At 70.7% G+C, this 15,733-nt stretch carries 10 protein-coding genes; 6 read left to right on the top strand and 4 right to left on the bottom strand.

The annotated features are described in order from the left end of the window. Nucleotides 1–20: 20 nt before the first annotated feature. From FJ309_13400 to FJ309_13390, 3 genes are all read right to left on the bottom strand, one after another. Nucleotides 21–4,049 carry a hypothetical protein gene (locus tag FJ309_13400; protein MBM3955587.1) on the bottom strand — a complete coding sequence of 1,343 codons (4,029 nt, stop codon included), beginning with the start codon at nucleotides 4,047–4,049 and terminating at the stop codon, nucleotides 21–23. Nucleotides 4,050–4,204: 155 nt separating this feature from the next. Further along, a complete protein-coding gene (locus tag FJ309_13395; protein MBM3955586.1) occupies nucleotides 4,205–5,452 on the bottom strand; it encodes a hypothetical protein in 1,248 nt (415 codons plus the stop codon). Then, on the bottom strand, nucleotides 5,439–7,229 hold the full coding sequence (locus FJ309_13390; GenBank protein ID MBM3955585.1) for a peptide MFS transporter: 1,791 nt from the start codon (nucleotides 7,227–7,229) through the stop codon (nucleotides 5,439–5,441). The genes FJ309_13395 and FJ309_13390 overlap by 14 nt, the downstream gene beginning before the upstream one ends. Before the next feature lie 284 nt (nucleotides 7,230–7,513). On the opposite strand from FJ309_13390, the gene FJ309_13385 reads away from it, so the two are divergent. The 3 genes from FJ309_13385 to FJ309_13375 all read left to right on the top strand — a co-directional run bounded on the left by FJ309_13385 (nucleotide 7,514) and on the right by FJ309_13375 (nucleotide 11,342). Next, complete coding sequence (locus FJ309_13385; protein MBM3955584.1) at nucleotides 7,514–8,443, top strand: sugar phosphate isomerase/epimerase; 930 nt, start codon at nucleotides 7,514–7,516, stop codon at nucleotides 8,441–8,443. A 128-nt stretch (nucleotides 8,444–8,571) separates the two neighbouring features. Beyond that, nucleotides 8,572–9,099 carry an SET domain-containing protein-lysine N-methyltransferase gene (locus FJ309_13380; protein ID MBM3955583.1) on the top strand — a complete coding sequence of 176 codons (528 nt, stop codon included), beginning with the start codon at nucleotides 8,572–8,574 and terminating at the stop codon, nucleotides 9,097–9,099. Further along, the gene (locus tag FJ309_13375; protein ID MBM3955582.1) at nucleotides 9,018–11,342 is read left to right on the top strand and encodes a hypothetical protein; all 2,325 of its coding nucleotides are present in this window, start codon (nucleotides 9,018–9,020) and stop codon (nucleotides 11,340–11,342) included. The genes FJ309_13380 and FJ309_13375 overlap by 82 nt, the downstream gene beginning before the upstream one ends. 10 nt (nucleotides 11,343–11,352) lie before the next feature. Here the strand turns inward: FJ309_13375 and FJ309_13370 are convergent, their stop codons facing one another. After that, nucleotides 11,353–12,972 carry an aminotransferase class I/II-fold pyridoxal phosphate-dependent enzyme gene (locus tag FJ309_13370; GenBank protein ID MBM3955581.1) on the bottom strand — a complete coding sequence of 540 codons (1,620 nt, stop codon included), beginning with the start codon at nucleotides 12,970–12,972 and terminating at the stop codon, nucleotides 11,353–11,355. Nucleotides 12,973–13,479: 507 nt separating this feature from the next. Between FJ309_13370 and FJ309_13365 the strand changes: the two genes are divergently transcribed. The 3 genes from FJ309_13365 to FJ309_13355 all read left to right on the top strand — a co-directional run bounded on the left by FJ309_13365 (nucleotide 13,480) and on the right by FJ309_13355 (nucleotide 15,675). Next, a complete protein-coding gene (locus tag FJ309_13365; GenBank protein ID MBM3955580.1) occupies nucleotides 13,480–14,586 on the top strand; it encodes a virulence RhuM family protein in 1,107 nt (368 codons plus the stop codon). An 80-nt stretch (nucleotides 14,587–14,666) separates the two neighbouring features. Then, complete coding sequence (locus FJ309_13360; protein ID MBM3955579.1) at nucleotides 14,667–15,368, top strand: hypothetical protein; 702 nt, start codon at nucleotides 14,667–14,669, stop codon at nucleotides 15,366–15,368. Nucleotides 15,369–15,456: 88 nt separating this feature from the next. After that, nucleotides 15,457–15,675: a hypothetical protein gene (locus FJ309_13355; protein ID MBM3955578.1), complete on the top strand. Its 219-nt coding sequence runs from the start codon at nucleotides 15,457–15,459 to the stop codon at nucleotides 15,673–15,675. Nucleotides 15,676–15,733 lie beyond the last annotated feature (58 nt).

The raw sequence follows: 15,733 nt of genomic DNA, 5'->3' as shown, positions 1-15,733 counted from the left end.
CCCGTGGCGGCCTCGGTCGGTCACTGCCACCACTGGCGGAAGCGGTCGATGATCCCGGCCGGCGCGGGCTGCCGGGCGGTCCGTTCCTTGGGCCGCGGGGTTCCCGTCGTTCCCGGACCGGGTGCTGCCGGGCCGGCCGGCACCGCACCCGCGACGGGCGGTTCGGCGGCGGGCACGACGAAGGCCAGCAGGAACCGAGCCCAGGGCTCGTCGAGCTCGAGTAGGCAGCGCCCGAGATCGGTCTCGCCGCGATGGTGGTCGACGAGCGCCAGCAGCTTGGTGATCTGCACGCGCTGCGACTCGTCGAACGCCAGATCGAAGACGCGCACGTCGTCGATCTCGACTGCCCCGGGGCCGAGGAGATCGAGCCGGACGCGGAGCGACTCCAATCCTGCCGTGGGCAGGTCGTCGACCTGGAGCACGAACTGCGACCACGACCGCGACAGCGGCATCGCCCCGGGTGCCATCCCGACCGGGGCGAAGCGGTAGTACTCGCGCCCCCCTTCGAGACCCTCGAGGGCGATCCGCAGCGGCGGCTGCGTCGACTCGGTGGGGATCCGCAGCCAGACGGCGACGCTGATCCGCCCGGTGGCCGGCGCCGGAAAGGGATTGCTGCGGAGCGTGGCCAGGCCGGTGACGGTGGCGAACTCGGCGGCACGGCCTTCGCCACCGGCGCCGGGAGCGACGCCGCGGAGCGTGCCGCGTTGCGGTTCGAGCAGCTCCCAGCCCGCGACCCGGTCACCCAACTCGGGTTGCTCGAACGCGGGGTTGTCGAGGACCGGCAGCGGGAGCGGCGTCTCGAGGACGGCGCGGCGCCGTCGCAGTCCGGCGACGAGGTCGTCGACGACGCCGGCCACGACCGGGTCGAGCAGGGCATCGACGCGGTCGAAGCGGACGGGGCCGGCGAACAGCACCGTGCGCTCCTCCCACGGTGCGAGGGGCACGGCGAGCGACCGACCGTCGGACGCCAGCGCCGCGCCGGTCGCCGGCTCGTCGGCGGAGGGCACCGTCTCCGCCGCGACCAGCTGCGCCGTGCACGGCTCACCGCAGCGGTTGACGAGGCTCACCCAGGTCGCGTCATCGGCGGCACCGGCGAACGCCGCCAGCGGCGCCGCGGCGCGCGGGATCGCCGTCATCGGCACCGCCGGCAGCGCGGCGCGGGCGCGCCGGGTGCGGGACTGGATCTCGTCGGCCGACACGGTGGAGAGCGACTCGTCGATCACGAGCACCACGTCCCCACCGGCAAACACGGCTGCCGACGGGCGCCGCGCCGCGGCGCCCGCGAGGACGGCACGGCAGTCGATCGACTCCGGTGCATCGCCCCGGAGCGGCATGTGCTGGACGGCGGTGCCGAGGTCGAGGGAACGCGGCTGGGAGACGAGGACCGCGGCGCGCCGTGCCGCCGGCGGCCCCGGGGCGACGGCGCGGTTGGCCCGCTCGACGATGCCGGCCTCGACGATGTCGGCCGTCGCCGCGGTCACGTGAGGAATGCCGACGACGATCGAGCCGTGGGCCGCCAGCCGCGCCAGGTCGAGTCCCGCCTCACGGGCCAGGTCGCCTTCGGCCGCGGCGGTCGACACGAGCGCGCGGAATCGTGCCGCCAGGTCGCCGGCACTGAACAGCGTCGTCGGCACGAGGGTGAGCGTCCAGTCGGGGTCGACGCTGCGGACGATGTCGGCGAGGCGGTGATGGAATCGGGCGACCTCGGCGGCACGCCACTCCAGCCACGGCTCGCGGAGCGGACCCTCGACCAGCGCCGCCCGCCGTGCGAACCGCTCCGGTCCCGGCGCGGCGACAGGCTCGAGGCCCGCCGCGACAGGACCAGCCGCGGCGAGGAACCGACGGAACGTCGCGTCGTCGAGGGCAGTGGCGACTCCCGGGAGGTGCAGCCAGCCGTCGTGCGGCATCACCAGCGCCAGGCCTTCGACCGCCGGTTCGCCACGGAGCCGCGCGGCCAGTTCGCCGACGACCTCGGCACAGGCGTCCTGGACCCGGGGATCGAGGATGTTGTATCGCCCGGCGACTCCGGGCCCGCGCCGCGGCCGCCCGTCGGCACCGACGCACACCAGGCCGGTGGGATCCCCGGCCCCTTCGGCAAGCAGCGCCTCGATCACCGGCAGCGGCCCCGTGCCGGCGATCGCGGGAACCAACCGGAGGCGTTCGCGGGCGAACAGCCGGCAGGCCAGCGCCAGCGCGTCCTTCGGCACCGGGTCGAGCCGGCCGTTGAACGAGCCCCCGCCGTCCCAGCGCGGGGCGGTGCCGAGCGTCGCCGACGGCCAGACGGCCCCGCCGTCGGCGGCCACGGTGACCACGGCGCCGTCGGCCCCCTGCGCGGCGAGCCACTCCGCCAACGACCGGCATCCGACGAGCAGACCGTGCCAGTCGTCGACGCCACGCCCGGTCGCACCATCGACGCGCCGCACTCCCCCGAAGCGCTCGAAGTCGGGCTCGGCAAGGAACGCGAGCAACGTGCGCCGCGCTTCCCCCGCGCCTGCCGACGGAGCCGGCGGGAGCCGCTGCGGACCGGAGAGGACACGGACCCGGCCGATGTGGAGCGGTGTCCGCTGTGCGGCGTTGGAGAGCACGACCACGCCGGCGCGGGTGTGTGGCCAGAACACGAACCGATGCGTGGCGATCCCCTCGGCGACCGGGTGCGAGCGCGTCGCGAGCGGGCGCTCGACGACGAATCCGCCGGCGGCGGTCGCACGGACCTCGCTGCCCACCTGCTCGAGGACGGTGATCCCGACCATCGCATCCTGGTCGATCGGGTACTCGACCTCGACGACGTGCGGATGCGCCGGCTGGAGACCGGCGACGGCGATCCCCTCCCACGACACCTGCCCCGCGCCCGGCGCCGGAGGCAAGCTGAGCATGGCACCGGCGGGATGCGGCACCAGCGTCGAATCCCCGACTGCCAGGAGGCCGGTGAACTTCGGCACCATCTCGCCGACCGCCGGCAGCTTCGGCAGCGGCACCGGCAGCGAAGGCAGCGGCACACGCCCCATCGCGCCGCCGGCCAGCGGGAGATTGGCGGGCACCACGGCCGGCACCTTGACGCCCGGCAACCGGCGCAGCCGCTCGAGGAGCCGGGGACTGCCCGGGTCGACCTCGCAGACCTTCTTCCACTCAGCGATCGGCGACACCGGCGCCGCGGTCGAAACCGCGACACACTGCACCGTCCGCGTCGCGATCGGGCGCGACCAGCGCAGCCCGGACCGCTCCACCACCTCGAGGACGATGTCGTAGGCCCCCTCGCGGACCGGCAGCGCGAGCTCCACCGGCACCGGTTCGAACGCCCGGGCCCCGTCGGCGGCAATCTCGCGGAGGAGCACGGCCTGGGTGGCGTGCGACTCGCCGTCGTCACTGGCCACCACCCGGGCCCGGAGCTCGACCGATGTGCTCCCGGCGGGCCGGCCGGCGAGCAGCGGGTGGACCTCGAACCGGACGGTGTCGCCCGGCCGGCGTAACGTCGGCAGCGGCGCGTCGGGCACGGGTCCTGGCGCGGGGAAGACGACGCGGAGCTCGTCCCCACCAGCGCGCTCCAGTGACAGCCGGTTGGCTTCGGCGTCGAGCGGCTCGAGCGCCGGGCTGCCGAGCAGGTCGGAGACCGCGACCGTGGTGGTGACCGGGGTGGCGGCGCCGTCGGCCGCCAGCGCGACCTCGATCCGCGCCGTGGCCCAGTCGGGGATCGCGATCTCGATGCCGTCGAGCACGACGCGTTCGCCGCCGGCAACGACCTGCAGGTGACCGTCTCGGGGGTGAATCCGCGCCACCGCCTCGGGATCGGCGGCGAGCGGCCGCCACGCCGGCAGCGGGAGCACCTGCCCCGTCGGGGCGAGCACGCGCACGGTGCCGCTCCAGCCACGTGGTCGGCCCCCGCCCCACGTGATCCGCACCGTCACCGGCGGCCCGACGGCGCCGGGCTCGTCGGCGCTCGCCGGAGCCAGCGCGGTCAGGGCGGCGAGCAGTTTGGCGACGGCCGGGAGCGCGCGGCACCGGCCGGGGCGGTCCCCACGGAACGAACGTCGCTGGCGGAGGGGACAGGGCATGGAGACGACCCGGCACCGGCCGGCAACCGCGCGACCGGCGTGTCTCCCGCGAGACCACCGTCACGGCCGGCGTGCTGCGGGTGGCGGGAGCACCCGGAGGGGGCGGGAGGATAGCCACGAGGGGAACGGCGGAGAAGAGCCGTTTCGGCCGCCCCTCAGGTTGCCGGCTCCCGGGCCGCCGGCGAGAGCGGACGTAACCAGGCATCCGCGGCCGCCTCGTCCGCCCCGTCCACCACGCCTTCCCCGACCGACGAAACCAGCGCTGCGAGCTCCTCGGCAACCTGCGGCGAGCGGTCGGCGACGTCGCAGATCCTGAAAAAATCGTCGGGCTGGGCATACAGCCGGCGCGCCGCGGGTATCCCGCTGTCCGTCGTCCGGGCGACGTGCATCGACCAGGCGTCGGTGACGACTGCCCCTCCGCCGGGCCCGGCGACCACCACCCGGTCCCGCGGCGGCGGTGCATCACCGGCGAGCATCGAACCGAGGTCGTGGCCGAGCCAGGGCGTCCCCGGAAGGCTCGACGGCCCGCCGAGAAGCGCCGCCAGCGTCGCGCCGAGGTCGGCCGGAATGACGAGTCCCCGCTCTCGCTGCGCCGCGTCGGCCACCGCCGGTGCGCGGAGGATCGCCGGGAGGTGCACGATGCCGCCGTCGGGAGTCTCGATCTCGCGCGGGCCGACCGCGCCGTGGAGGCCCAGCGCCATCCCGCGGATCCCACACACGAGCACGGCCCAGTCGGGCGGCACCGCCGCCAGCAGGTTCGCCAGGCAGTGGTCGAGAAGCGACACCTGTCCGGCGAACAGTTGGCGGATGCCGACCAGATCGTCGGGATCGGTGGCGGCGGTGACGGCGAACGCCGGAACCTCGGCGCCGGCCGGCGGCGGCGGATCGTCGGGATCGACGAACGCGTCGCGGAACCCCTCCGGCGCGTCCCACACCCGGCCGAGGCTCGTCGCATGGCACCACACACAGCCCCGCGCCACGCTCCGCAGCGCGGTTGTCGCCGCGGCGGCGAGGCATCCGAGCGCCGTCTCCTCAACGCTCGCCGCCACGCGCCGCCGCCGCGGCAGCGGTACGACGGTCACCCGGCCGGCGGCGGCCAGCGCCGGCGCCAGCGCGGAATCGTCGTCGGTGATCACCACCAGCCCGTCGGCGAGCCGCGAAGCGACCTCGGCGAGCCCACCGCCGGCGGCGAGCGCCGCGAGCGTGGCACCCGCGACGGTCGTCGTGGCGAAGAGCCGATCGAAGACGAGCCCGCTGGCGGCGAGGCCGTCGAGGGCCGGCGTCGCCACCCACGTCGAACCGTACGCGGGCAGGATCCAGGCCGGCAGCCGGTCGATCGTGACGACCAGGGCACCGGCAGCTGCCCGGGCCGTCGCCGCTGTCGACGACTCAGCCGATCCCATGCATCATCCGGCGGATCCCCTTCGACAGGGCGATCAGCACCAACCCGGCGACGACAGGGATCGCCGTGTAGATGAGGAAGAACACCGACAGGCCGTACTTCTCCGAGATCGCGTCGATCATTCCGCCGGTGATCCCGGCGGCGTAGTTGGCGACGGCGGAGGCGAAGAACCAGATCCCGAACATCAGCCCGACCAGCCGCGCCGGCGCCAACTTGCTCACGTACGACAGCCCGACGGGCGACACGAACAGCTCACCGAGCGTGTGGAACAGATAGGCGATCACCAGCCACGACATGCTGAGGTTCGCCGTCTTGGCCCCCTTGGGAACGCCCATGCTCGCCAGCGCCAGCGCCGCGAAGCCGACGCCGAGGAGGATCAGGCCGAAGCCGAATTTGACAGGTGCCGAGGGGTTGAAGCGCGTCTCCCAGATGCGACCGATCAACGGTGCCAGGGCGATGATGAAGAACGAGTTGAGGATCTGGAACCACGACGCCGTGACCTCGATCTCGTTCCCGCGGACCCGCTTCACCACGGCCGCCTGCTTGCTGGCGAAGTTGGCGGCCTGGGCGGGAGCGAGGATCCGGAGCTTGCCCGCCCCCCCCTTCCCCTCGAGGTCGACGACGAACACCTCCTCCCCTTCGCGGAGCGGCGTCTCGGTGAGGATCGTCGCGACGATCGGCTCCGCCGCCCCCGCCCCTACGTCCGCGGGCGCCGCCAGCGGCGTCACGGCCAGGTCGTAGGACTGCATGTTGAATTCACGGTTGAGCCGCCAGATCGCCGCCCCCCAGATGATCACGAAACTCAGCACGATGAACGCGTTGGACAGTGCGATCCGGTCGTGCGTGGCGCGGACGAGGTTGACGAGCACCCAGGTGACGATCCCCAGCGGGATCAGCGTCAATAGCGCGTCGATCCAGAAGAAGGTCGTGGCCGCCGAACCGGTCAGGACGCGGCTGGTGTAGTCCTTGGCGAAGATGTTCATCGACCCACCGGCCTGCTCGAACGCCATCCAGAAGAAGATCGAGGCGAACGACAGGATGCCGATGACGATCAACCGGTCCTTGACGACCGCAGCCTCGTCGGCGGATTCGGCGACATCCCTGCCTGCCGTGCCGTCGCGCCGCTCCGGCGCGAGGCCGAGGTCGCCGAAGATCCCCTGCCCGAATTGGAACATCAGCATTCCGAGGAACATGAAGATCCCGGCCAGCCCGAAGCCGTAGCTCCACGACACCTTCTCGCCGATGTAGCCGCAGAACAGCATCCCCAGGAACGCACCGGCGTTGATGCCCATGTAGAAGATCGTGTAGGCCGAGTCCTTCTTCGCCGGATGGTCCTTGTAGAGGTGGCCGACGATCGACGAGATGTTGGGCTTGAAGAACCCGTTGCCGGCGATCAACAGCGCGAGCCCGGCATAAAACGCCGTCCGTGATTCGAGCGCCATCGACGCATGGCCGAGCGTCATCAGCAGGGCACCGAGCAGCACGGCCCGGCGGTAGCCGAGAAACGCGTCGGCGATCATGCCGCCGAGCACGGGCGTCACGTACACCAGCCCCGTGTACCAGGCATACAGCCCGAGGGCTTCCTGGCGCGTCCAGCCCCAGCCGCCCGCGGCCATGTCGCTGACGAGAAACAGCACCAGCAAGGCGCGCATCCCGTAGTAGCTGAACCGCTCCCACATCTCGGTGAAAAACAGCAGGAACAGCCCCGGCTTGTGCCCGAAGACCGTGTCATCCCCGGGGGAGCCGGCATCATCGGCTCCGACGCTGTGCGTGCTCATGGGCTATCCGTGAGGGCGGATCGGACCGGTGGGGAACGCCAAGCCGGTCCGGACTTCGGACGCGAACGGTCGCCCCACGATGTCGAAACGGCTCCAGAGGATACCGCGGAGGGAGTGCGGACCATAGCCGGCACGGGGGCCGGCACGCACCCCACGCAGCCTGTCAGTGTCTGCACGGAGGTGTTATCCTGCGTGGAAGCTGGTGGCCGCGGGACGAACCCAGTCGCTTCCGCACCCGCCGTCGCCCTGCCCCGATCGCTGCCGTTCCGCCCGGGAGATTTCCGATGCCTGCCTGCCACGACACGCCCTCCGCCGACCGCCCCGAACGCCGCCGGTTCCTCGCTGCCGCGCTGGCCACCGTGGCTCCGGCCGTCGTTCCCGGCCTGCTCCGTGCCGCGCCCGCCGACGGGCAGCCGCTGTTCAAGATCTCGCTGGCCGAGTGGTCGCTCCACAAGACGCTGTTTTCCGGCAAGCTCGACAATCTCGACTTCCCTCGGGCCGCGAAGGAGGACTACGGCATCGACGGCGTCGAGTACGTCAACCAGTTCTTCAAGGACAAGGCCAAGGACACCGCCTACCTCGGGGAACTGGCGAAACGCTCCGCCGACGCCGGCGTGACCAACGTGCTGATCATGTGCGACGGCCTCGGCGATCTCGGCAACCCCGACGCCGCGGCCCGGACCAAGGCGGTCGAGAACCACTTCCCGTGGGTCGAGGCGGCGAAGCGGCTGGGATGCCACTCGATCCGCGTCAACGCTGCCAGCAAGGGTTCGTTCGAAGAGCAGCAGAAGCTCGCAGCCGACGGCCTCGGGCGGCTCGCCGACTACGCGGCGCAGATGGGGATGAACGTGATCGTGGAAAACCACGGTGGTCTGTCGAGCAACGGCGAGTGGCTGGCCGGGGTGATGAAGATGGTGGCCAAGCCCAACTGCGGCACGCTTCCCGACTTCGGCAACTTCTACGACTACGACCGCTACCGCGGAGTCGAGGAGTTGATGCCGTTCGCCAAGGGTGTCAGTGCCAAGAGCCACGAGTTCGACGCCGCGGGCAACGAGGTCCGCACCGACTACCAGAAGATGCTGCGGCTGGTGATGGCCGCCGGCTACCACGGCTGGATCGGCGTCGAGTACGAGGGAGCCGCTCTGCCGGAACCGGAGGGAATCCGGGCGACGAAGAAGCTCCTCGAGAAGGTCCGCGCGGAGATGGCGGCCTGACAACCATTGTCCGTTGTCGCTGCGGGCCATCGGCCGGTACAGTGCGTCGAACCGAGGCTGGGTCGGCCATTCCAGCTGACGCTGTCCCTCACTGCCAAGCCTTCCCGCCAGTCATCATCCCGCCCCGCATGCCTCGCTCCCCCGCCCCCGGCCGCAATCCGGCCGACGAAGCCGCCCTCCGACTCGTCCGCACCGCCCAAACCCACGTTGGCCGCGGCTTGTTCGCACGGCGGCGGCTCGCCGCGGGCACCGTCGTCGGGGAGATCCGCGGCACGGTGTGCGACGCCCATCCCCCCGATCCGACCTATTGCATGGAGCTTCCCAGTGGCCGGCTCCTCGAACCCGCGGCGCCATTCAGGTTCCTCAATCACTGTTGCGATCCCAACTGTGAGCTTTTCTACTGGTGCGAAGACGACGGGCGGGCGAGCGAGGAAGACCGCCTCTGGGTGCAGACGATCCGCGACGTGGCACCGGGCGAGGAGTTGCTGATCGACTACGCCTGGCCGGCCGATGCCGCGATTCCGTGCCGGTGCGGGGCCGCCAACTGCCGCGGGTGGATCGTGGATCCGGACGAATGGCATCTCCTCACCCCCACGACACCGCCGTCCTCCGCCCCGGCCGCGGATGGCGACTTCCCGCGCTTGCCGCCGTCCTGATCTGCTCGGCGCTGGCCGGCGTGGGGCTCTCGCGGCTGCGGATCGACGACGATCTCCGGGCCCTGCTCCGTGGCAGCGACGGCGACTTCGCAGTCATCGACGAGATCGCCGGCCGGTTCGGATCGCCCGACCGCGACTGCATCGTCCGCGTCGCGGTCCCCGACGGCGAGCTGTTCGCCCCTGACGCGCTCGACCGGATCCGCCGGCTGTGTGCCGAACTGAGCGCGATCGCCGGTGTGGCCGAGGTCCGCTCGATCCTCGACATCCGCCGCCAGGGCGCCGCCGGCGGTCTGCTGCCGGTGATCCCCCGCACCCAGGGGCCACTGTCCGCCGAAGCTGCCGAGGCCGCCCGCCAGCGCGCCACGCGTCACCCGCTGATCGCCGGGCACATGCTCTCCTCCGACGCCGCGGCGACGCTGGTGCTCGTCCGTCTCGCTCCGGGTGAGGATGCCCCGGCCCGCGCGGCGCCGGTGCTCGAGCGGATCGAGGCCTGCCTCGCTGCCGCCCGCGGCCCGCTCGACCTCGAGCTCACCGGCCTGCCGCCGCTCCGCCATGCGGCGGCCGCGGCGCTGCGGCACGACATGCTCGTGTTCAACACGACGGGGCTGTGCCTGGCGGTGATCCTCTCCGCGGCCGTGGCCCGCAGCCTCCGCTCCACCGTGGTGGCGTGCGTACCCCCCACGATCGGTGCGGTGTGGGCGATGGGGATGCTCGGCCTGTGCGGCGCCGAGATCAACATTCTCACCAGCGTCGTGCCGTCGCTGGCGCTGGTCGTGGGGACCTGCGACTCGATCCACTTCATCGAGGACATGCGCCGCAGCGCCCGGCGCGGCGTCGATCCGGTCGACGCCTCGGCCGCCGCGATCGGCCGGGTCGGCGTGGCCTGCGGCGTCACGAGCCTGGTAACGGCCGTCGGCTTCGCATCGCTGGCCGCCGCGCGGATCGACGCGGTGCGCACGTTCGGGATCTCGGCGGCCGCCGGCGCCGTGGCGAGCTTCCTCGCCGTCGGCCTGGTGACCCCGCTGCTGGCCTCGACCCGGTTCTGCAACGGGATGCGCCTCGGCCGTTCGAGCCGCACCGCGGGGCGGGCGGCCGGGGTCGTCGCGGCCTTCGCGATGCGCCATGCCCGGCCCGTCGCGGCGCTCGGCTGCCTCGCCCTGGTCGCCCTGTCGTGGTCGGCCAGCGGCATCGACGCCGACACCCGCGTCGTCGACGCGCTGCCGCGCACGGCGCCGGCGTCGCGGGCGCTGGTCGAGGTCGACCGCGACTTCGGCGGTGCGATGGGGGTCGACGTCCTCGTCCGCTGGCCGGAGGGACTCGACTGGACCGACGATGGCGTCGTCACCGCGCTCGGCGCGGTCCACGAAGCGCTCGCCGACGGTCCCCAGCCCCTCCCCGCGGTGTCGCTGGCGAGTGTCGTCGAACCGCTCCCGCAGCGCACGCGTCAGCGGCTCGACCCGGACGACTTCCGCGACCTCGTCGACGCCGACGCGCGGACGGCCGTGGTCCGCGCCCGCGTCCGCGACCTCGGCAGCCGGACGCTCGAGGGTGTCTACGATCGGATCGACGACCGCCTCGACCGGCTGTCGGCCGACCGCCCCGGGTGGCGTTTCCAACTCGCCGGGATGTCGGTCGTCTCGGCGCGGAACATCCGCCAGCTGATCCGCGACCTCGGCTCGAGCCTGCTCCTCGAGCTGGCGGTGATCGGCTCGATCCTCGCGATCGCCTTCCGCTCGCCGGTCGTCGGGCTGGTGAGCCTCGTCCCCAACGTCTTTCCGCTGGCCGCGATCGGAGCGGTGGTCGTCGCCAGTGCGGCCACGCTCGAGCCGGCCACGGTGATCGTGTTCAACGTCTGCCTCGGCCTCGCCGTCGACGACACCGTCCACGTGCTCGCCGCGGTCCGCCGCCACCGCCGCGCCGGGGTATCGATGGCCGGCAGCCTGCGCCGGGCCGTCGCCGAGACCGGCAACGCGATCGTCATCGGCGGCGTCGTGCTCGCGATCGGATTCGCGACGGTGACGGTCAGCTCGGTGCCGTCGCTGTCGGGATTCGGCCGGCTCGCCTGTGCCGCGGTGGCGGCGGCGACCGTTGCCGAATTGATGCTCCTCCCGGCGCTGATCCTCGTCGTCGACGACGCCCTGCGGCGCTTCCTGCCGCGGTACCACGACGGGATCTTCACCGGTTCCGACGAGACCCCTCCCGACGTCCCGGCGGAGCTTGCCGGGACGGAGCTGGTGGGCTGACGCCGCCCTGTCAGCGGGCCCGGGGTGCAGTGTCGTGGACGATCTCGGCGACCGTCGCCACGGCGTCGGCGATCTGCTCCTCGGTGTGCTCGCAGGTGATGAAGAACCTGACCCGTGCCGCCGCCTCGCGCACCGCCGGGTAGAGGATCGGCCGGGCATTGATCCCCGCCTCGAGAAGCCGCTGCGAGACGCGGATCGCGCGCTGTGAGCTGCCCACGATCACCGGCACGATCGGCGTATCGGCGCTCGAGCCGGTGTCGAGATCGCAATCGGCGGCGAGCTTGAGAAACAGCTCCGACCGCTCCCGCAGCCTCGTCACCCGCCACGGCTCGCGGCGCACGACGCGCAGGCTCTCGAGCGCGGCGGCGGCATTGGGGGGCGAGCAGGCGGTGGAGAACACGAACGCCGGCGTGGTGTAGCCGAGGTAGCGGATCAGCCGTTCGCTGCCGGCGAGAAACCCGCCGCCGGCACCGAGCGCCTTGCTGATCGTGCCCATCCACAGGTCGCCGTCGGCGGGATCACAGCCAAAAAAATCGCAGATCCCGCGGCCGCCCGGCCCCATCGTGCCGAGCGAATGCGCTTCGTCGACGTACAGCAGCGCGTCGTGACGGCGCTTGACCTCGATGAACCGCGGCAGGTCGGGGTAGTCGCCGTCCATGCTGTAGACCCCCTCGAGGGCGACGACGACGCGACGGTACTGGCCGCGGAGGTCGCGGAGGAGACGGTCGAGCTGGCGATGGTCGTTGTGCCGGAACGACCGCTTCCCGGCGCGCGACGCCGCCGCGCCGTGGACGATGCTATTGTGCGACAGCTCGTCGTACAGGATCAGGTCCTCGGGGCCGAACAGGTGCCCGAAGATCGACCCGTTGGTGCCGTAGCCACAGGGAAACACCACCGCGCGCTCGGTGCCGACGAACGCCGCCAGCTCCGCATCGAGCTCGTCGTGGAGCACGCTGTTGCCGCCGACCATCCGGCTGGCCGAGGCGCTGCAGCCGTAGCGATCGATCGCCTGCTTCGCCGCCTGCGTGACCGCCGGATGCCCGGCGAGGCCGAGGTAATCGAAACTCGTGAAGTTCACGACCTGCCGGCCGCGGATCCGCACGGTGCGGCCGTGGACGGAAGCCACCGGGATCCGGAACGGGTCCTCGAGGCCGTCAGCCGCGAGCGTCGCGAGGCGTTCCTCGAGGGCGGCGCATTCGGGAAAGGGGTCGTCCGCCGCGACGGCGGGCGTGTCGCGCGGCGCGGACCGGCGCGGGGAAGCCGCAGCGCCTCCCGCCCGCCCGCGGGCATCGAACGCCGTGTCGGCCGCGGTCGGCGGGGCCGCGGGAGCGGCCGAGCCGTCGGCGGCATCGAGCATGTGGTGGGCGATGCAATCGACGAGGTCCCCGCAGGTGTGGACCCGATCGAGCCAGTCGCTGCGGAACCGCATCTGGTAGCGCCCCTCGATCCGGGCGACGGCATCGAGAAACCGCTGCTCGTCGACGCCGACGTCGGTGAGCGCCGCACCGGCATTCAGCGCCGGGCCCTGGGGACGGACGCGGTCGAGCTCGGCGACGACGAGGCGGACGATCGCGGCCCGACCGCCGCCGCGGAGGGCATCGACAGGCTCGACCGTGGTCGTCTGCCGCATCGCGCCGCGAGACTCCCTTCCTTGCGCTGCGTCATCCACGTTCCGGTCTCCTCGTGTGGCACGGCCGGTCGATCACGGTCGACTCGACTCGCCTCTGCGGCGATTCCCGCGATCGCCCCTGCCGAGCGAGGCCCGATTATGGGGATCGCGTGGCAACACGGATACCCGCCCCGCGCGGCGCGGCCGCGCCGCGGCCGGAATCAACCCGCGAATTCACCGCGAAGACCGCTGCTTGGAAAACCGTGGCGATCGCGCCGACACTTCCCGCCATGACGGGCCTGCCGATCCCGGGCACCTTGACGGCGGCTCACGGGCGATCGTGAGCCGGCGCGCGGCCTGCCCTCACCAGCGCGCCACCGCGAGCGCCACCGCGAGCGTCGCCGCCGCGCGCCGCAGCAGCCGGTCGAGTGTCCAGGACCGCCGTCCCGGCGCGGCAGCTCTCCCGAAGCCACGGCGTCCCCTGGATGCGGTAGTCTGTCGCCCTGGGGCAACGGAGTGCAGCTCCCGATGACGAACGACCTCCCTGCACCGGATGACCCGTCACCGGGGCTCGTGCTCTACACCGCGCCGGACGGGTCGGCGCGGCTTCGGTTGCGGATCGAGCACAAGACGCTGTGGCTGACACAGGCGCAGATGGCATCGATCTTCCAGACGACCAAGCAGAACATCAGCCTGCATATCCAGAACGTCTTTGCGGAACGCGAATTGCCGCCAGACGCAACCGTCAAGCAATACTTGACAGTTCAAATCGAGGGCAGTCGCAGGGTGGAGCGCCTTCTTGACCACTATTCCCTCGACGTGGTCATCGCCGTCGGGTACCGCGTCCGTTCCACCCGGGGCACCCAGTTCCGCCAATGGGCGACAAACACCCTTCGCGAGTACCTGACGAAGGGCTTTGCAATCGACGACGAGCGGCTGATCGCCGGTCGCAACCTCGGGGCCGACTATTTCGACGAACTGCTGGAGCGAATCCGCTCGATCCGCGCCAGCGAGCGGCGGTTCTACCAGAAGATCACCGACATCTACGCGACGAGCATCGACTACGACAAAAACGCTCCGATCACGGAGGGCTTCTACGCGACGGTGCAGAACAAACTGCACTGGGCCATCCACGGTCGCACCGCCGCGGAGATCATCGCGGAGCGGGCCGACGCCACGAAGCCCAACATGGGGCTGACGACTTGGAAGAATGCCCCAGCCGGCCCGATCCGCAAGGCCGACGTCGCGATCGCGAAGAACTACCTGACCCGCGAAGAGATGACCGCCCTGAACCGCGTCGTCACGATGTACCTCGACTACGCCGAAGACCAAGCGACGCGGCAGCGGCCGATGCACATGGCGGACTGGGTGAGCAAACTCGACGCGTTCCTGGAGTTCAACGAGCGAAACATCCTGACGCACGCCGGGAAGGTTTCGGCATCGATGGCCCGCCAGCACGCCGAGCAGGAGCTCGCGAGGCACGAAGCGGCGATTCGCATTCGCGAGGCGACGGAGCCGACGAGCGACTTCGACAAGGCGGTCGAGCGAATCAAACGGCTGGAGCAGCAGCCGCCACAGGAATCTACGCCGTCGAAGCATCACGCAAAGCGAAAGCGCAAAAACAAGGAAGAATGAATTTGCATTCCTACTAGTCAGTGGCTTGCGATCGCTTGAGAACGCATTTCCTTCGGGCCGGACCCAACCAGATATCCCTTATGCCCAAACCGCCCACGCACATTCGTCTTTCACGCATCTCCGAGCCGGTAATTGTGGCTGACGGAACGGCCTGGTTTTCACAAAGGCAAATTGCGGAAGTGTTCCAAAAGGCCGTGCAAACTGCCAACGAACACATCACCGCCGTTCGGGAAGCAAAGGCAGGAGCGTGGAAGGTCTTGCGTGTCGCACAGACGGAAGGCACTCGGCGCGTCGTTCGAAACAAGCTGCACTATCGTCTCGACTTCGTCTATGCGGTTGGCGTAAAAGCCCGCGAGTATGCGATCACGAACGAAGTACTCGATGAGTGTCGTGCGCTTGGCATCGTCACGACGGATCTGCCAGTAATTCCGGTCAAGGAGCGGGAGTTTCGTGAAATGTTGACTGCCGCTTTCGACGGAATATGTGCCTTTGAATATCAATTCGAGGTCGACCGATATCGGCTCGATCTATTCTGCAGGGAACTGTGCATTGCCGTTGAGTATGACGAAAAGCATCACACGAAGCCCGAAAACATTGCGGCGGATCGGCTCCGGGAATCACGGATCATGCACATGCTCCCCGGCGTCACCATCATTCGGGTGGCAGAGGGCGATGAATACCGGGGGCTCAACCAGCTCATCAAGTTGGTGTGTTCCCGGGTAGACCGCAGCAGGTTGGTCGACAACGTGGCGACAGCCCCCCGAAGAGAGCGCCGCAAGTGATCGATGCTTCTGCAGCAGTTCCGTTGCTATCGACGAACACCATTGATTTCCAGTCGTGGTGAGCCTTCATGGTATGTGTGCGTGCGAGATGGAAGCAGTCCGCCAACACGCCGAACAAGAGTTCGCCAAGCACGAAGCGGCGCTTCGGGTTCGCGAGGCGACGGAGCCGACGAGCGACTTCGACAGAGCGGTCGAGCGAATCAAACGGCTGGAGCAGCAGCCGCCTGCTGCAAAACGCCCGGCTGCGAACCCGTCAAAGAAGGCGGCGAAGAAAAAACCCGGCCGCCGGCGGGGCGATGATGCATGACGGCAAGCCGCTGATTCGCGTACCCGCGCACGCCGTCATCTCCGTCGTCATCGTGGAG

It is taken from the genome of Planctomycetota bacterium (assembly GCA_016872555.1).
Lineage (GTDB): Bacteria > Planctomycetota > Planctomycetia > Pirellulales > UBA1268 > F1-20-MAGs016.
Note: the sequence above shows the minus strand (reverse complement) of the source record. Positions and strands in the feature narration are given on the sequence as shown.